21 protein-coding genes are annotated in these 18,029 nt (G+C 35.3%); 7 read left to right on the top strand and 14 right to left on the bottom strand.

Annotated features, from left to right (window positions below; all coding sequences use genetic code 11):
* Positions 1–29: 29 nt before the first annotated feature.
* From BUB95_RS02550 to BUB95_RS02525, 6 genes are all read left to right on the top strand, one after another.
* Positions 30–833 (top strand): carboxypeptidase-like regulatory domain-containing protein, encoded by an 804-nt coding sequence (locus BUB95_RS02550; protein ID WP_073082610.1) that lies wholly within the window; start codon positions 30–32, stop codon positions 831–833.
* Complete coding sequence (locus BUB95_RS02545) at positions 830–1,606, top strand: carboxypeptidase-like regulatory domain-containing protein (protein WP_159432628.1); 777 nt, start codon at positions 830–832, stop codon at positions 1,604–1,606. Before BUB95_RS02550 ends, BUB95_RS02545 begins: the two co-directional genes overlap by 4 nt.
* Entirely contained in the window at positions 1,590–2,372 is a 783-nt protein-coding gene (locus tag BUB95_RS02540; RefSeq protein WP_073082605.1) for a carboxypeptidase-like regulatory domain-containing protein, read from the top strand. Before BUB95_RS02545 ends, BUB95_RS02540 begins: the two co-directional genes overlap by 17 nt.
* A gap of 43 nt (positions 2,373–2,415) precedes the next feature.
* Entirely contained in the window at positions 2,416–2,925 is a 510-nt protein-coding gene (locus BUB95_RS02535) for a DUF6702 family protein (protein ID WP_073082602.1), read from the top strand.
* A 65-nt stretch (positions 2,926–2,990) separates the two neighbouring features.
* On the top strand, positions 2,991–5,282 hold the full coding sequence (locus BUB95_RS02530; protein ID WP_073082599.1) for a M1 family metallopeptidase: 2,292 nt from the start codon (positions 2,991–2,993) through the stop codon (positions 5,280–5,282).
* Positions 5,283–5,459: 177 nt separating this feature from the next.
* The gene (locus BUB95_RS02525) at positions 5,460–5,750 is read left to right on the top strand and encodes a Sec-independent protein translocase subunit TatA/TatB (protein WP_073082596.1); all 291 of its coding nucleotides are present in this window, start codon (positions 5,460–5,462) and stop codon (positions 5,748–5,750) included.
* A gap of 21 nt (positions 5,751–5,771) precedes the next feature.
* Here BUB95_RS02525 and BUB95_RS02520 read toward each other — a convergent pair whose 3' ends face one another.
* The 11 genes from BUB95_RS02520 to BUB95_RS02470 form a co-directional block, all read right to left on the bottom strand.
* Positions 5,772–6,413, bottom strand: a complete 642-nt coding sequence (locus BUB95_RS02520; protein ID WP_073082593.1) for an O-methyltransferase — start codon at positions 6,411–6,413, stop codon at positions 5,772–5,774.
* Positions 6,414–6,422: 9 nt separating this feature from the next.
* Positions 6,423–6,647 carry a hypothetical protein gene (locus BUB95_RS02515; RefSeq protein ID WP_073082591.1) on the bottom strand — a complete coding sequence of 75 codons (225 nt, stop codon included), beginning with the start codon at positions 6,645–6,647 and terminating at the stop codon, positions 6,423–6,425.
* A gap of 42 nt (positions 6,648–6,689) precedes the next feature.
* On the bottom strand, positions 6,690–7,775 hold the full coding sequence (locus BUB95_RS02510; RefSeq protein ID WP_073082588.1) for an amidohydrolase family protein: 1,086 nt from the start codon (positions 7,773–7,775) through the stop codon (positions 6,690–6,692).
* The gene (locus BUB95_RS02505) at positions 7,768–8,304 is read right to left on the bottom strand and encodes a 3-hydroxyanthranilate 3,4-dioxygenase (RefSeq protein ID WP_073082585.1); all 537 of its coding nucleotides are present in this window, start codon (positions 8,302–8,304) and stop codon (positions 7,768–7,770) included. Before BUB95_RS02505 ends, BUB95_RS02510 begins: the two co-directional genes overlap by 8 nt.
* 33 nt (positions 8,305–8,337) lie before the next feature.
* Positions 8,338–9,120, bottom strand: a complete 783-nt coding sequence (locus BUB95_RS02500; protein ID WP_073082582.1) for an SDR family oxidoreductase — start codon at positions 9,118–9,120, stop codon at positions 8,338–8,340.
* Entirely contained in the window at positions 9,121–9,645 is a 525-nt protein-coding gene (locus tag BUB95_RS02495; RefSeq protein WP_143185555.1) for a hypothetical protein, read from the bottom strand.
* A gap of 11 nt (positions 9,646–9,656) precedes the next feature.
* Complete coding sequence (locus BUB95_RS02490; RefSeq protein WP_073082576.1) at positions 9,657–11,096, bottom strand: aldehyde dehydrogenase; 1,440 nt, start codon at positions 11,094–11,096, stop codon at positions 9,657–9,659.
* A gap of 1 nt (position 11,097) precedes the next feature.
* Positions 11,098–11,502: a RidA family protein gene (locus BUB95_RS02485; protein WP_073082573.1), complete on the bottom strand. Its 405-nt coding sequence runs from the start codon at positions 11,500–11,502 to the stop codon at positions 11,098–11,100.
* Between the two features lie 5 nt (positions 11,503–11,507).
* Entirely contained in the window at positions 11,508–12,962 is a 1,455-nt protein-coding gene (locus BUB95_RS02480) for an FAD-dependent oxidoreductase (protein WP_083573299.1), read from the bottom strand.
* A 36-nt stretch (positions 12,963–12,998) separates the two neighbouring features.
* Positions 12,999–14,273, bottom strand: a complete 1,275-nt coding sequence (kynU, locus tag BUB95_RS02475; protein ID WP_073082570.1) for a kynureninase — start codon at positions 14,271–14,273, stop codon at positions 12,999–13,001.
* 193 nt (positions 14,274–14,466) lie between these two features.
* Positions 14,467–15,150 carry a hypothetical protein gene (locus BUB95_RS02470; protein WP_073082567.1) on the bottom strand — a complete coding sequence of 228 codons (684 nt, stop codon included), beginning with the start codon at positions 15,148–15,150 and terminating at the stop codon, positions 14,467–14,469.
* Positions 15,151–15,194: 44 nt separating this feature from the next.
* On the opposite strand from BUB95_RS02470, the gene BUB95_RS02465 reads away from it, so the two are divergent.
* Positions 15,195–15,995 (top strand): methyltransferase domain-containing protein, encoded by an 801-nt coding sequence (locus BUB95_RS02465; protein WP_073082564.1) that lies wholly within the window; start codon positions 15,195–15,197, stop codon positions 15,993–15,995.
* Between the two features lie 5 nt (positions 15,996–16,000).
* Here the strand turns inward: BUB95_RS02465 and BUB95_RS02460 are convergent, their stop codons facing one another.
* The 3 genes from BUB95_RS02460 to BUB95_RS02450 all read right to left on the bottom strand — a co-directional run bounded on the left by BUB95_RS02460 (position 16,001) and on the right by BUB95_RS02450 (position 18,029).
* Positions 16,001–16,372 (bottom strand): DUF2200 domain-containing protein, encoded by a 372-nt coding sequence (locus BUB95_RS02460; protein WP_073082562.1) that lies wholly within the window; start codon positions 16,370–16,372, stop codon positions 16,001–16,003.
* Between the two features lie 78 nt (positions 16,373–16,450).
* Positions 16,451–17,116 (bottom strand): peptide-methionine (S)-S-oxide reductase MsrA, encoded by a 666-nt coding sequence (gene msrA / locus BUB95_RS02455; RefSeq protein ID WP_073082559.1) that lies wholly within the window; start codon positions 17,114–17,116, stop codon positions 16,451–16,453.
* Positions 17,117–17,243: 127 nt separating this feature from the next.
* Positions 17,244–18,029, bottom strand: a complete 786-nt coding sequence (locus BUB95_RS02450) for a zinc ribbon domain-containing protein (protein ID WP_073082556.1) — start codon at positions 18,027–18,029, stop codon at positions 17,244–17,246.

Here is an 18,029-nt window from a genome sequence, read left to right as displayed (position 1 = left end):
TTAAGAATACTACTACGACATTTACTATTATGAAAAGCCAACCATCCAAAACCGTTTTTTTTCTCTTAGCTTTTTTAGGCGCGTTTTTTTCTGCTTTAGCTCAGGATGTTGAGCGTGTAGAGATTAATGGGCGCATTAATGTAGAAGTAGAAGACAAAGAAGGAATAACTGTATATAACCAAAGTTCTAATAAAGGAACGATAACAGATGAGAATGGTGCCTTCAAAATTTTTGTAGCCGAGAATGATGTTATTGCTTTTGGAGCATTGCAATTTCAGGATTTTACCATACGAATAGATGAGCGTATTATTAAGTCACGCCAAGTATCTGTTCGTCTAGTAGAAGAGGTTAATAAGTTAGATGAAGTTATTGTTTTACCTTACGATTTATCAGGGAATTTGAATGTAGATGTCGAAGCCGTAAGAACGTATAATGTTGAAATGTCTGAGATATATAAAGGCGAAGAAGACTTTGACGACTACAAATTTTCGGCAGATAATAAAACAAAAATTGACGACCCTTTGCTGGATGAAAATCGTTTTAGAAATGGGCTTAATTTTGTTAATATTTTCAAAGAAGTTTTCCCTAAAGACAAAAAAAAGAAAGTCAATGCTTTAGAAGAATTTCAAGCTAGACAGAGTCCTTTGTTTAAACGTTATGATTCCGAATACCTAAATGAGAATTTTGAAATTCCTCTAGATTTAGCAGAGGCATTTATTCTTTTTGTAGAAAGAGAAGGTTATAAAGAATCTTTACTTATGAAAAAGAACGAAATGTACCTAATAGGTCATCTTCACAAACAAAGCAAGCGCTTTCTCAAATTAAAAAATTGAAAATAAAGATTTTACTAATTTGGATTTCCACTGTATTCTTATGTGTTTCCGTTTCAGCTCAACTCCAAAATTTAAAAGGTAAAATCATCAATAACAGTGAGGTAGAAGGAATCCATATCTTAAATAAAACAGCATTAAAATATACAGTTACTAATAAAGATGGGAGTTTTGTAATCCCTGTTAAGACAAATGATACGTTGACTTTCTCTGGAGTAAAATATAAAGCCAAAGAAATCGTGATTACCCAATCCATCATTTTTACTAATAATTTAGAGTTGTCACTTGAAGAAAATGTAACACAGTTAGACCAAGTTGTAGTTGGTAAAATACTGACTGGTAATATAGAATCTGATTTAAAGAATCAAGAAATAGAAGTACCTATAAATTTTTACGATTTGGGTATTCCTGGTTACACGGGTAAGCAAAAAACGCTTAGTGAACGAAAATTAGCTGCTGCAACTTCAGGAGGAGGTATTCCTTTAATAGCAATTATCAACGTAATAACTGGTAGAACAAAAGAACTTAAAGAAAGAGTAAAACTAGATAAAAGCATTATATGTGTTGAGCGCTTAAAATCATCTTACAAAGATTTAATTTTCGAAGAAGAGAATCTTTCTGAGGTACTACAGAATAGATTCTTTAACTTTATCATGGATAGTGAAAAACTTGACGAAGCTTGTAATGCCAATAATGTGTTATATCCAATAACATTCCTAAAAGAAGAACTGCAATTGTTTAAAACTCAATTAACTTTAGATGATAAAAAAGATTAGTCTATTATTATTGTTATTCTCTAGTCTTTTAGCTAAAGCACAGTTACAAAACCTCAGAGGTATTGTAATTGCTAATGATGAAGTAGAAGGCATACATGTGCTTAATAAATCTTCGGTAAAGTATACGGTTACCGATACAGATGGTAGCTTTGTAATTAAGGTAAAAGCAAAAGATACATTAGTGTTTTCTGGTTTAAAATATAAAATCAAAGAAGTGTTGGTTACTTATAAAACAATTTCAGAAGGCAATCTTCGTGTGTTTTTAGAGGAGAAAGTTAATGAGCTAGATGAGGTGGTAGTGGGAAAAGTTCTAACAGGTAATATTGGCTCTGATATTGGTAATGTGGAGCTTAAAGAAGAAGTTAATTTTTACGATTTGGGTATACCTGGTTATACAGGGAAGCCAAAAACCATTGAAGAACGCAAATTGGCTGATGCAGATGGAGGCGGGCCAATATATACGGGTCTTGGGGTTAATTTTCATAAACTATTAAATCGAATTAGTGGTCGTACAAAACGTCTGAGAGCGCAAGTAGAGTTGAGCGAAAAAGATAAATGTATGAAGCGAATGAGGGAATTTTACTCAGAGAGTTTGTTTAAAAATATAGAATTTACTGAAGCCCAAAAGGCGGATTATTTCTACTTTTGTATGGATGACTTGAAATTTAAGAATATTTGTGAGCAGAACGACCCTTCTGAAGTTATCCCATTCTTAAAGGAAAAATTATCAACTTATCAGCAAAATTTAAATTCAGATAAGAACTAGTTGGCATAGGTTTTGTCTTATTAGAATGCAGTCACACTATAGAATGAAAAAAATCAAATACATAATTACACTTTTAGTACTCGTTTTCATGTTGAGTTCGGCTTCAAATAGCCACGAATATTATGTGAGTGTCACAAAGATGGAATATGTAAAGGAAGAAAAATCTCTTCAGATTATTAGTCAAATATTTATTGACGATTTCGAAAAATTAATCAGAGAACGTTATGACGAAAACATCACATTAGCCATTAAGGATGAATCTAAAATGGTAGATGTATATATCGAGAAATACCTCAAATTCAAACTAGATATTAAGGTTAATACTGCCGATGTCGAGTTTAATTTTTTAGGAAAAGAATACAAAGATGATATTGTGTATTGCTATCTAGAAATCGAGAATGTTGAGGCTATTAAGACTATGGAAGTAAAGAACGAAGTCTTATTCGATATCTATCCAAAACAGCAAAATATCCTTCGCACCAAAATTAACGGTAACGACAAAAGCTTTATTCTTATTCCAGAGAATAACAAAGCCGTGTTAAACTTTGACTAATTTGTGTTAAAATATCTTCATTTTTCCTACTTTAGGCATCATTTTTAATACACCAAACCCTTATTATGAAGATTTTTAAACACGTCTTACTAGGACTTTTATTTGTCTCAGCTGGTGCATTCGCACAGGATGCTGAAAAAAAAGAAAAACCACAAGGACACACTAATCAAAACAAATTCAAGCAGTTATACGACGAATTTGCAACTCCAAACATGTTTCGTACAGGTTCTGGAGCTCCAGGTCCAGCTTACTACCAACAACAAGCGGATTATAAAATGGACATCGAGATTGACGATGACAAAGCAAGATTATCTGGTTACGAAACGATTACCTACACAAATAATTCTCCAGATGAGTTGACTTACCTTTGGGTGCAGCTAGACCAAAACATGAGAGCAAGAGACTCTAAAACACCATTAATAAATGGTAGCGGATTTGGGCCAGCGACAACGCCTTCTAGAGCAGCAGGGTCATACCTAAAAGAGCGCTTTGATGGGGGTTTTAATATCCAAGAAGTTTCAGATAGTAATGGCAAGCCATTACCGCACACGATTAACAGAACCATGATGCGTGTAGAGTTGCCAAAGGCAATGAAAACAGGAGATAAGTTTGTCTTTAACATTAAGTGGTGGTACAATATTAACGACCACGTTAAAGATGGTGGACGTTCTGGTTATGAGTATTTCGAAGAAAATGATAACAGAATTTACGTTATGGCACAGTTCTATCCGCGTATGGCTGTGTACAATGATGTTGAAGGATGGCAAAACTCTCAGTTTTGGGGACGTGATGAATTTGCATTACCGTTTGGTAATTTCGATGTAAATATTACAGTACCTGCAGACCATATCCTAGATGGTACGGGTTACTTGACCAATAGAGAAGAAGTTTTTACCAAGGAAATGATGAAGCGTTACAAAAAGGCAAAAAAATCTTATGATGAGCCTGTTTTAATTGTAACACAAGAGGAAGCTGAGAAAGCTGAAAAATCTAAGAGTAAAGACAAGAAGACTTGGAAATTATCTGCACAAATGGTTCGTGATTTTGGTTTTGCGACATCACGAAAATTTATCTGGGATATGATGGCCGTTAAGCTTGATACGAAAGACGTCATGGCAGTGTCTATGTATTCTAAAGAAGGAAATCCACTATGGGGAGATTGGTCTACAAAAGTAGTGGCGAGTACTTTAAAGAGTTACTCACGTATGACGTTTGATTATCCTTACCACAAAGCTATATCTGCTCACGCACCAATGGGTATGGAGTATCCTATGATTTGCTACAATTTTGGCCGTCCTAATAAAGATGGGACTTACTCTGACCGTGTTAAGTTTGGTATGATGGGAGTTATCATCCATGAGGTTGGTCATAACTGGTTTCCAATGATTGTTAATAGTGATGAGCGTCAGTGGACATGGATGGACGAAGGTCTTAATACTTTTGTACAATACGTAGCAGAGCAAGATTTTGGTGAGTGGTATCCGGCTGCATTATCGCCAGGACAAACCAAATATCCATCTCGTCGTGGACCAGCTAAAAATATTGTGAGATATATGGGCGGAAATCAAGATTTCATTGCGCCTATTATGACAAAAGGTTTGAATACCTATCAATTTGGAAGTAATGCCTACTCTAAACCAGCAACTGGTCTAAACATTTTAAGAGAAACAATTATGGGTCGCGATTTGTTTGACTATTCGTTTAAAGAATATGCAAACCGTTGGAAGTTTAAGCACCCAACACCAGAAGATTTTTTCCGTACAATGGAAGATGCATCTGCTGTAGATTTAGATTGGTTTTGGAGAGGTTGGTTTTACACAACTGATTATACAGATATAGGTATAAAAGAAGTGAAGAAATATGCAATAACTGCCAATCCAACTGAAGAAGGTAAGAAAATAGCAGAACGTTTCAATATGGATACTGCTGACTTATTATATTTTGTTGAAGAAGGAAAAGATGGCTATGATGAAGCCTTAAAAGCTGGTGAGTTATCAGATTTGCCAACAGTCAAAGAGTTTGTTATGGATAATTTTACTCCAGAACAACGTAAGGAAATGAAGTCTCCTAAGTATTTCTACCAAGTAACATATGAAAAACCTGGAGGATTAGTAATGCCAATTATTGTTGAGTATACTTATGCTGATGGAACTAAGAAGAGAGAAACATTCCCTGCACAAATCTGGAGACTTAATGATAAAGAAGTTTCTCGAGCTATTGCAAGTGATAAAGAAATCGTTTCTATTGCAGTTGACCCAGATTTAGAAACTGCAGATGTAGATACATCTAACAACTCATGGCCTAAAGAGGTTAAAGAAAGCGAGTTTAATCAGTTTAAAAATAAGATTAAAGACTAATTGAAAGTTTTTATAGACTTAAAGCCGACTTTAACGAGTCGGCTTTTTTAGTGCAACTCATTTTTCAATTTTGAAAAATGTTTAGTTAAACTAATACCAGCGAATGACGGTATCTCTTAATAAATAAATACCAAGCTAGATATATAAGAAGTCTTGCAAACATCATATATTTGTAACATGTTTAGTCAACCTACATTATTATTCATTGGCGGTACAGAAATCATTTTTATTCTATTTATAGTAGTAATGGTTTTTGGAGCTGATAAAATTCCTGAAATCGCTCGTGGTTTGGGTAAGGGTATGCGTACACTAAAAGACGCTACTAATGATATTAAGCATGAAGTGACTAAAAGTGCAAAAGAAAACGGTATCATCGATACAGAAGTGACTCAGAGTATCAATGAAGAACTTAATAAAGTCCGTGATGAAGTTGAGGATTTTGCGGGTTCGGTAAAGCGTAATAAATAATTACCGACTTAATACTTTTTTTTACAGCTTTCTACTAATAGTCAATCCATCTCGGATTGGTAAAACCACGGTTTCAATTTGTGGGTCATTTTTAAGAAGTGTATTGTAATCTAAAACTGCTTTTGTTGAGATGTCTTTTGGGTTGAGTTTTTCAACTACTTTTCCATGCCAGAGCACATTGTCTGATAGTATAATACCTCCTGACTTAAGTTTATCAATCACTAAATGAAAGTAATTGCTATAATTAGGTTTGTCAGCATCTATGAAGACTAAATCAAAAGTAGCGTCTATTTTTGGAATAATATTTAAAGCATTGCCTACATGCTGAATTATTTGTTTACCATAACCTGATTTATCAAAATATTTTCTCTGAAAATCTTCTAGCTCTTCATTAATATCAATGGTATGTATTGTTCCGTCTTTTTGTAAGCCCTCTGCTAGACAAAGCGTAGAATAACCAGTAAAAGTCCCTAGCTCTAATACAGAGCTAGGATTTATTAATTTTGAAATCATACTTAAGACACGACCTTGATACGGACCGCTAAGCATAATGGGTTGTAATATTTTTTGGTAGGTTTCCCTAGTAAGTTGTTGCAATAAGTCTGGCTCTTCTTCAGAATGTGCAACAACGTATTCGTCTAATTTTTCTGGTAGAAAGTGCATGTAAGACCTTTAAGCTTCAGATTCAGTATTTTGCTTAGCAACTTCAGATGTAGAATTAGCGCCTCCAAGAAAATATAGAATAACTCCGACTACAACCAGACCTATTTTAATAGCCCAAGCAGGAGTTTCTCCCAATTCGTCAATCATTCCAAACAGTCTGAGTGTTAAGCCAAAATAAGGTAGGATAATTAAGGCCAAACCAATTAAGGTTGCGTAAATACCGATTTTTCTCATAATATAAAATTGATTAGTTAATATAAATATAGAAGTTTTGATTTAACTCAAAATACGTTTTACCAATTTGTCTTTAGCCTCTTGATTATCACCACAAAGCCATTGGATAACGTTGTCTTCCCAAATAGCATCACGTTCATCTTCATTAATAATATTTCGATCAATAGCCAAGTCTAAAATTTTACCAGGGTAAGAGGATTGTTGAGTACTTTCCATTTCACCCAATGGATAAGGGTCATCTAATCCCATCAAAACTTGTTTAGACCCTTGATTTTTTATCAATAACTCCAAAGAGCCTGTGTCATGAACTAGTGTGTCAAAGAATATGTTTTTATGGCCTACAGCTTTTCGAGGATGAATTTTTCCTTCAAATAAATCTGGACGACCATCAAATCCTTGAATACGTCTCCCTAAATTAATCTGAGCCAGTTGACCACCGTGAGCAAAACAGATGCGCATTTTAGGATACTTTTCGTAATAACCATTTAAGGTTAAAAAATGATAAGCATCAGCGCATTGAGCTAACATCCATATCAAATGAAAACGCCAAGAAGTATTTTCTAATTTTATAAATTTTTCGCCATCATAGGGATGGATTTCAACAGCTAAATTGTATTTATCTGCCAGTTCAAAAATAGGTTCGTTTTCTTCATCAAAAATGCAACGCCATGTTCCAATGGTATCCATGTAGTGAGTAGGTAAGCATAATAAGCGCATACCTAAAACTTCGACACAGCGCTCAATTTCCCAACATGCGCCGCGGACAAAACCAGGATGCACAACAAAGCCAGTAGTAAATTTACTAGGATTTTCGTGCTGAATCCGTGCATTAAAATCATTTTGAAAGCGTAGGGCTTGTTTCATTTCTTCCAAACGCAAACCATTTCCATAGAGCTGAGATAGATTGAGCACTACAGCATGGTCAATTTTAAAATGCTCCATCCACGCCAATTTCTCGTCTAAGAAGAAACTTGAGTCTGTGATTGGTCTATTCCAATCTTTTTGAAGCATGAATTTTCGGTCTTTATCTACCCAAAAAATACCTTTATCTTTCATAAACTGAGGAATTTCCTCAGGATAAGGTAGTAGGTGAGAGTGTCCGTTTATTCTAAGTTTTCGTTTAGTCATTGAGCTGCACTTTCTTTGGAGGTTGCATTATTGCATTGCAATTTGGGCATGTGCGTTTATCAGAGTCGCCATAATATTTGTCAAATATTTTTGGCATATCAGTTTCAATATTATCTAGTGTAAAATCTTCTTCGTAAAGTTTTGTTGTACAGTTTTCACAAAACCATAAAAGGGCATCCTTAACCCCTTTTTCTCTGGGATATTCAATGACCAAGCCTACTGTGTTGGCGCCACGTTGAGGTGAATGTGGAACTTTTGGTGGTAATAAAAATATATCACCTTCTCTAATATGAATATCTTTTGGAGTGCCTTTGTCGATGACCTTTAGAACGATATCACCTTCTATTTGATAGAAAAATTCAGGAGTTTCGTTATAATGGTAATCCTTTCTACTATTTGGTCCTCCAACGACCATAACTATATAGTCACCATCTTTCCAAACTACTTTATTACCAACAGGTGGTTTTAGGAGATGCCTATTTTCTTCAATCCAAGCTTTAAAATTGATAGGAGGATGTAATTTACTCATGATTATATAATTAAGTTTGGCAATCTTATAAAGTTACAAACTTTTAGTTCTTCCTCCATCTACAGGAAGATTTATTCCGTTAATATATGCTGCTCTTGCACTTGCTAAAAACGTAATAGCATCTGCTGTTTCTTGAGGTTGAGCAAAGCGTTTTGCAGGTATAGTGTTTTGCATAGCTTTAGTAGCATCTTCAATACTGCTACCCGTTTTTTTAGCTTTATTTTTTATGATTTGTGATAGACGTTCTGTAGCTGTTGCGCCTGGTAAGATATTGTTAACAGTGATTCCAAATTGTCCAAGCTCGTTAGCCATAGTTTTGCTCCAATTTGCAACAGCGCCTCTAATGGTGTTACTGACTCCAAGGCCATCTAAAGGTTGTTTTACAGAAGTAGAAATAACATTAATAATGCGTCCGTAATTTTCAGCTTTCATAAAAGGTACTAAGGTCTGTACTAAAATATGATTACATTTAAGATGTTGTGTAAATGCTGCTTCAAACTCGTTAACATCTGCTGAAAACACTGGACCTCCTTTTGGACCACCAGTATTATTCACTAGGATATGAAATCCGTGATTTTGGGAAACATAATTTTTTACTTTCTCTTCTAGTTCTGAAGGATTTGAAAAATCGGCAACAATATAATCGTGATTTCTATGAGAAGGCATCTCGGCTAAAACCGCTTTTAGTTTGTCTTCGTTTCTAGCAATCAAAGTTACATTAACACCTTCTTCAGCCAAAGCTAGAGCTGTTGCTTTACCAATACCTTGTGTGCTACCACAAACGAGTGCATATTTATTGTTAAGTTCTAAATTCATTTAATTAACAAATTTGAAACTGCTCAACATTTTATTAGCAGATTCTTTGTAAGTATCAAACTCGGTTGTAGTACTAGAGAATGTTAGCGCATATCCTGTTCCGCCTCTAACAAAAATTACTTGTTTGAATTTTAGAATCATGTTATTACCAAAGTCTGCTGACCAAATGATTTCTTGACAGTCTATACCGTTTAGTTTTTTTGACTCATTAGTGATGATTTTTGCGCCCGGAATTTGAACGCTAATTTGATCTAAGGATATTTTTGCATAATCTGCGGCGTTAAGTTCTTGACCTTGAAGTGACTCAGCAGATAAGTTGATGTTTTCTCTAAACTTGTCTTTAGCTTGAGTAGATTCATCTGAAAGAATCATAAACTGTACAGCAGGTTGTATTTTTTGCTCGCTGATTTCCCATGTAGTGTCATAGTCAATAGTGTAATTGTCTTTAGTAAATGTTTTCATCTCTTGAGCAAATGCAAAAGTCATTGCAAAGCTTAGTGCTAGGGTAAGTATTCTAGTTTTCATAATTATTTAGTTTAATATTTGATACATATATTTTTAGGTTCTGTAAAAAATCGTAACGCTTCAAAACCGCCTTCTCTGCCAACGCCACTTGCTTTTACACCACCAAAAGGCGTTCTTAAGTCACGCATCATCCACGTGTTTACCCAAACAATACCAGCTTGTAATTGATTACTCATCCTCATGGTTCGTTTTAGGTCATTTGTCCAAAGTGTTGCGGATAACCCGTATTTTACTTTGTTAGCCATTTGTAGAACTTCGTCCTCATTATCAAATGGCATTATGGTAACCACAGGTCCAAAAATTTCTTCTTGGTTCACGCGACACTCATCCGAAGGCGCTTCAATTACCGTAGGCTCTAGATAATAACCATTCTCGTAATTTTTTACAGTGACTTTATTTCCACCGCAAAGAATTTTCCCGTTTTCTTCTTTTGCGACTTCAATATACGTTTTTACTTTTTCTAAATGCGGTTTTGAAACTAAAGCACCAATATTAGTATCTGAATCTGACGGATGACCAACTTTAAGCTGCTTAATTTTTTCGACAAAATCGGCTTTAAATTTTTCATATATCGACGAGTCTACAAAAATACGACTGCCACATAAACAAATCTGCCCTTGATTAGCGAATGATGACCTTATTGTAGTATTTAGCATATCATCATAATCGCAATCTGCAAAAATGATGTTTGGGTTTTTTCCTCCTAATTCTAATGATAATTTTTTAAACATCGGCGCAGCGACTTTGGCGATATGTGCGCCAGTAGCTGTTCCTCCTGTAAAGGAAATAGCTTTTATGTCTGGATGTTCTACGATGGCTTGTCCGGTGGTTGTACCTAAACCATGGACAATGTTTAAAACGCCCTTTGGCAAGCCAGCCTCATCACAAATTTCTCCTAATAAATAAGCTGTCAACGGAGTGACTTCACTTGGTTTGGCAACCACACAATTGCCTGATGCAATGGCTGGAGCTATTTTCCATGTAAATAAATAGAGTGGGAGATTCCATGGTGAAATACAACCGACAACTCCAATTGGTTGGCGTAGTGTATAATTAATAGCATTTTCCCCAGCAGATTCATGACTTTCACTTGCAAACTGAGTAATGGCATTGCCAAAGAATCTGAAATTACTTGCGGCTCTTGGAATATCTACAGTTTTAGCCAGAGAAATGGGTTTGCCGTTGTCTTTGCTTTCTGCTTCAGCAAAACGTTCTAGATTAGCTTCTAATAACTCTGAAATTTTAATTAGAATGCGACTGCGTTCTTCCAGAGTAGTTTGTGACCAACTTGGAAAAGCAGCTTTTGCAGCGATATAAGCGTTTTCTACATCGGCTTTTGATGAGTTGGGAATTTGTCCATATACTTCACCATTCGATGGATTATAGTTATCTATCCATTCATTTGAAGTTGGTTTTATAAATTCTCCGTTTATGTAGTTTTTTATATTCAAATTATTCAGGTTTGTAAGCCATCACCTTAATTTCAATCACTAAATCTGGATGTGGTAATTGGTGAACGGCAACAGTTGTTCTTGTTGGTCCGGTTTCTTTTTCGAAAAATTCTGCATAAGCTCTATTGTAATCTGCAAAATCATTCATATTAACTAAAAATGAGGTCACATCTACCACATCTTTAAGGCTGGCACCTTCCTTTTCGAGATTGCGATTTATGTTTTTTAAGACTTCTTGAGTTTGTGCGTAGACGTTGAGTTTTTTTGTACCCATTTCGTCTATAATATCAACACCAGCAATGGTGTTGTCTGGTCTGCGAGAACTTGTGCCAGAAACAAATATTAAATCACCAACGCGTTTTGTGTGTGGATAGGCACCTCTTGGTGTTACTGTTTTTTCACTCATAATTATTAATATAATCCAGCAATTCTATCATCTTCAAGAATAGCTTCAGTTTCTTCTTTTACCTTTTCTAATACATCTTTAATGTCATCTTCAGCTGAAATAACATTGTCACTTAACATGTTTAGTATGGCTTTATCTTGTGCACGACCTCTCAGCATAGCTTCTCTATAGCCAATATCTTCGTTGAAAGTTACTAAACTATATTTTGAGGCGTATTCTTCAGGAAATTCTTTTTCTAGAGCCATTTCAATTTTTCTTTTTTCTTGAAAAATAGCTTGGCCAACATGGTCTTTCATTTCGTGGAAGTTGTCTATAGCTAAATCGGCAATAGCATCGGTATCTTTTTTCCGTCGTTTTTCGTAAGCTTTAAAAATGGCTTCCCAGTTATCATGACCTTCATCTAAAACGGCATCGAATTCCACGACGTCTTCAAAAGAAGCATTCATACCTTGACCGTAAAAAGGGACAATGGCATGCGCAGAATCTCCCATGAGTAAGGTGTTTCCTTTGTAATGCCATGGCGAACATTTTATCGTACCCAAAGGTGCTGTTGGATTCTCAAAAAAATCATCAACTAGGTTTGGCATAATTTCTAAGGCGTCTGGAAATTCTTTTTGGAAAAATTCTGTTACTAGTTCTGGCGTGGTTAAGTTATTGAAATTGTATTCGCCTTCATCATAACTTAAAAATAGCGTCACTGTAAAACTACCATCCAAGTTAGGTAGAGCGATTATCATAAAATCACCGCGAGGCCAAATATGAAGTGCATTTTTGAAGGTTTTATAACCGCCATCTTCAGCAGGTAAAATACTAAGCTCTTTATAGCCATGGGTGAGATAATCTTGCGAAAAGCTGAATAAAAATTTCTTCCCTAAGTAGTAGCTTTTACGTAATGCCGAACCTGCGCCGTCGGTTGCGATAATCACATCGGCATCTTCAATAAATTCTGAATTATCTATATAATCTTTGAATTCTGCTGAGGTATTTTCAAAATCGACATGTTTGCAGCCTTTATTAAAATGAATTTTTACATTTTCGTGCTTTTCGGCTTCAGTGAGTAATAGTGCATTTAAATCTTCACGTGAAATAGAGTTTATATATTCATAATCGCGTCCGCTGTAATTAGACATAAAGGTGTTTCCCTCTTTATCATGAATCATTCGTCCATTCATTGGAATGCATAATTTCTTCACTTCTTCTTCTAATCCGACGAGTTTCATGCCTTTGTTTCCGCGGTCTGAAAATGCTAAGTTTATGGAGCGACCTGCGCTTATATCGACTTTACGTAAATCAGGTCGTTTTTCGTAAACCGTGACATTATAGCCGCGTTGACCTAAGCGTAATGCTAATAAACTGCCGCAAAGTCCTGCGCCGATGATGAGTATGTCTTGAGCCCCATCTAAATCTTCCCCAGAAGGGAAGACATTCTCACTGTTGCTATTATTTTTTTCTTTATTCATTTAAATAGGGTTTCTATTTCCTTCCCTTCAGGAAGATTAGGATGGGCTTAAAATTGTCTTCAATCGTTCTACAAATTGATATACATCTTCAAAAGAGTTGTACAATGGTACAGGTGCACATCTAATAACATCAGGTTCGCGCCAATCGGTTATAATTCCTGCCTTTGTGAGCTTGTCATGTAATGCTCTGTCTGCATAGTTAACCTGAATTGATAATTGACAACCACGTTCATCTGGATGTTTTGGCGTGATGATTTTAATGTTTGTGTTATTAAGCTTATTGATTAAAAACTCAAAATAACCTGTAAGAGCTTTCGATTTTAAACATAATTTATCAAAACCAGCAGATTTAAAAACATCTAAAGAGGCTCTTATTGCTGCCATAGATAAGATTGGCGGATTGCTTAATTGCCAACCTTCTGCACCAGGCAACTGGTCAAATTCATCGCGCATTTTAAAACGCGTTTCTTTATTGTGGCTCCACCAACCTGTAAATCGGTTAAGGTCTTTTCTGTTGGCGTGACGCTCATGTATAAAAGCACCTGATAAACTTCCTGGGCCAGAATTTAAATATTTATAGGTACACCAAACTGCAAAATCTGCTCCTGAATTGTGTAGATTTAATGAAACGTTTCCTGCACCGTGCGCACAATCAAAACCAACTATACAGCCATGTTTATGTCCGAGTTTGGTAATACGCTTTAAATCGAAAAATTGCCCGGTGTAATAGTTAACACCACCAATCATAATTAGGGCAATCTCGTCACCGTTCTGCTCTAAAATGGCTTCTAAATCTTCGTAATTGGCTAATTCTTCACCTTCTCTAGCTTTCCAAAGAACTAGCCCTTCTTTATCATCATAGCCATGATGTCTCAGTTGTGATTCCACAGTATATTTATCAGAAGGAAAGGCGTCAGCTTCAATTAAGATTTTATAACGTTTTTTTGTAGGTTGGTAAAAACTCACCATCATTAAATGAAGGTTGACGGTAAGCGAATTCATCACCACTACCTCAATAGGTTTTGCACCGACAATTTCTGCCATGGTTTCTGTTAGAAATTCATGGTAATGCAGCCAAGGATGTTTGCCTTGTGTATGGCCTTCAACACCTAGTTTTGCCCAATCGTCAAGCTCTTGCTGTATATAATCTTTTGTGATTTTTGGTTGTAAACCCAAAGAGTTTCCCGTCATGTAAATCAATTCAACTCCATTCTTGTCTTTCGGAATGTGGAACTGACTGCGAAAATTTGCCAATTGGTCTTTTTGGTCTAATTCTTTGGCAAAATCGAGGCCTAATTTATAATGAGACAAAGTTTAGTTGTTTTATGGTGTCTAACAAAAATAAGGATTTAAGGCTTAAGAATTAAACTGAGATTATTGAATAAAAAAAGGTTGCCAAATAAATGACAACCTTCAAAATATATAGACGCCCGAAGGCGGAAAATGTAAGCTATACGTTTTGAGTCGCAAGACCCACGTGAAACTTACATTGTGCTAAAAGTCCCTAATTTTCGGTTAATACATTTACATCGGTAAAATTTAAATTCCAACTACCATTATCTTTCTTATGGTCGATGGCAATTTTGATGCCATTAAAATCTTCATAATTTTCAAAGGTATTGGACAAAGAAGGTTCTGGAGTATTTCCTTTTCTAAACGTCCATTCTTTAATCATATAATCTTTGTCGTAGTAAATGTCATATGCATCGCCAGGTGTGTAGCCGCCTTCGCTAGGATAAAGAATCGTTATCATATCCATTTCGTTATTACTAATTGGCGCTTTTGCTTTTTTTGGTTCTGATAGTGTAGCACCAGAATCCCAAACCAATTGAAACGGTACTAAAAGCCAATATTTATCATTTATAAAAGCTCTATCCACATTTAAAGGAATACTATCTGAACTCTTGCGACTGTATTTTATATTCTGAACTCCAGCTTGCATATAAACGCTGTCTTTTTTTGGTAGCCACGTCCAAGAACGTCCATTACCTTTTATAGTATCTCTATCAACTTTAAAGGTGAATTGTACTTCGGTTACATTTTTCCAGTTCTCAAACCCGTGGGCATTTGCAATTTTCTGAGCTATAGAAAGTTCCTCTTTTACGTTGTCTACTGCGTCTTGTTTTTTATCCGATTTGCAACTTACAGCTAACAAACAGATATATAGAATTGTGAATAGCGACCTCATTTTTTGAAAAAGTTATTTTAAATTACACGCTAAATTAAGCAACCATGAGTGATTCGACCAACTATTTTGAAACTAATAAAGCCACTTGGAACAAAAAAGTAGCTATACATGCCCAAAGCGATATGTATGATATGGAAGCTTTTAAAGCTGGAAAAAGCTCTCTGATGCCTTATGAATTGAAAGCTTTAGGCGATGTAAAAGGAAAATCGTTATTGCATTTGCAATGCCATTTTGGGCAAGATACATTGAGTTGGAGTCGGATGGGCGCTAAGTGCACTGCTGTAGATTTAAGTGATGAAGGTATAAAATTGGCCAAGCAACTTAATGAAGAATTGGGTTTAGATGCAGAGTTTGTTTGCTGTAATGTTTTAGACACATCAAAACATATTTCTGAAACTTTTGATATTGTATTTACAAGCTACGGAACTATTGGTTGGCTGCCAGATTTAAAACCTTGGGCGCAAATGATTGCCGAACGCCTAAAGCCTGGTGGTGTGTTTTATATTGTTGAATTTCATCCAATACTTTGGATGTTTGATTATAACGAAGATAAACCCGAAATGAAATACCATTACAGCCAAGATGAAGTCATTTATGATGAATATGAAGGCACGTATGCAGACCAATCTTCAAAAATGGAGAGTAAAGAATATGGTTGGAATCACGGTTTAGGCGACGTTGTAAATACACTTATTGAAGCGGGTTTGCAAATAGACTATTTAAACGAATATGATGAAAGTCCGTACAATGTTTTCCCAGATTTAGTTAAATCTGAAAACGGAATGTACAAGATGAAAGACCAACTATTTCCTATGATTTTTGAGATTAAGGCGAGTAAAGTTTAAAGTCTTTATCCTTCCCTTAATATTTTTTCCATTTTACGACCTTTTGCCAATTCGTCAATTAGCTTTTCCATTTGCCGGCATCGTTTATAGATTTCAAATTCATCTTCTATTTCCTCAATTCTGTAACCGCAAACTACGCCTTTAATTAAGTGCGCGTTAGGGTGCATTTTGGCTCCTTTAAAAAATGTCCCAAAAGTAACTTTATTGTCCATGAACTCATGTAGTTTTTTTTCGTCAAAACCTGTAAGCCATTCTATAACTTGGTTGAGTTCTTCTTTTGTTCTGCCGTTTTTTTCTATTCTACTTAAGTAGTGCGGATAGATTGAAGCAAATACCATATTGGCGACTTGTTCATTTTTTTTGGCTGTGACTTTCATCTCTTTTTTTAATTTAGTTAATAGTAGAAATTTACTAAAAATAAAAAAACCCGCTAGAATTTCTAACGGGTTTATGTTTTAATGCTTTGCATTTTTCTTTAGCACTTCTGGCATTTTTGCTTGGAAGCGTTTTAGTCTTGGTATTGATACAGCTTGTATGTAACGTTGATTAGGATGTAGTTTTTCATAATCTTGGTGATAGTCTTCAGCTACCCAAAACTTTTGGAAGGGATATACCTCCGCCGCAATTTCAGCATCTAGCTCTTTTGCTAATGCCGCTTTCTTTTCTTCTATTATTTTCATTTGCTCATCGTTCTGATAAAAAATGATTGAGCGATATTGCGAGCCTCTATCTGGGCCTTGACCATTAACTTGTGTTGGGTTTTGTGATGCAAAATAGACATCAACCAAAGTAGCAAAGCTCACAACATTGGGGTCGTAAATAATTTCTACAGCTTCTGCGTGACCTGTACGACCTGTATTGCTGGCTTCGTAGGTTGGATTTTTTGTCCAGCCACCAGAGTAACCACTTATAGATTCTTCAACACCTTCTACACTTTCGTAAATGGCTTCGACACACCAAAAGCATCCACTAGCAAAATAAGCACGGGCTTTTCCATCTTTTAAAGGAACTTCAATTGGGTCTGCATTGATGACAGCTTGTTGTTTCTGGTTTATATTCTGAGCTGTATTATTACAGCTAAATAATAGGGCAACACCTAAAATTGGAATAAGTTTTTTCATCGGGTTTTTGTTTTCTTTTTCAATAGTCGAACAAAGTTAACCAACCTTAATTTTAAAGGTTTTAAAATTTTCCTAAATAAAAAAGCCTCTGAAATTTCAGAGGCTTTTAAGAATTATAAGGTATATATTATTTACTTAGCTTAATAAATAATTTTCCCATTTTTTCTTTTTCTTCTTCAGCTAATGCGGCGTCTACTAAGATACGTCCACTGTGCTCATCAGTGATTACTTTTTTGCGTGCTGCAATCTCAACTTGTACTTGTGGAGGTATTGTAAAGAATGACCCACCTGAAGCACCTCTTTCGATGGCTACAACAGCTAAACCATTTTTTACGTTATTTCTTATGCGCTTATAGGCTAAGACTAAACGCTCTTCTATTTTCTTTTGAAATTTTTCAGACTCTTCGATTAGCGCTTTTTCTTCTTTTTCAGTCTCTTTAAGGATTTCATCTAACTCATTCTTCTTGTGCTTTAAATGCTCAGAACGGTCTTTTAATTTATCCTTAGTTTCAGAAATAACTTCTTTTTTCTGCTCAATCTGAGCTTTAAATTCTTTGATGTGTTTTTCAGCTAACTGAATTTCTAATTCTTGAAATTCAATCTCTTTACTTAAAGAATTGTACTCTCTGTTATTTCTTACGTTATTCTGTTGTTCAGAATACTTTTTGATAAGTGTTTTTGACTCTTCGATTTGATTTTTCTTAGACTTAATTTCTTCGTCTATAGTTTCAAGGCTATCGTTAAGTTTTTCTAATCTTGTATTAAGGCCTGCAACATCATCTTCTAAATCTCTTACTTCTAAAGGAAGCTCTCCTCTGATGTTTCTTATTTCGTCTACTCTAGAGTCGATTAACTGTAAATCGTATAATGCTCTTAATCGTTCTTCTACAGTAGCTTCAGCTTTTTTTGCCAT

Origin of the sequence: Winogradskyella jejuensis (assembly GCF_900129745.1) — a bacterium.
GTDB classification, from domain to species: Bacteria; Bacteroidota; Bacteroidia; order Flavobacteriales; family Flavobacteriaceae; genus Winogradskyella; species Winogradskyella jejuensis.
This window is presented reverse-complemented; position numbering and strand designations above follow the sequence as displayed.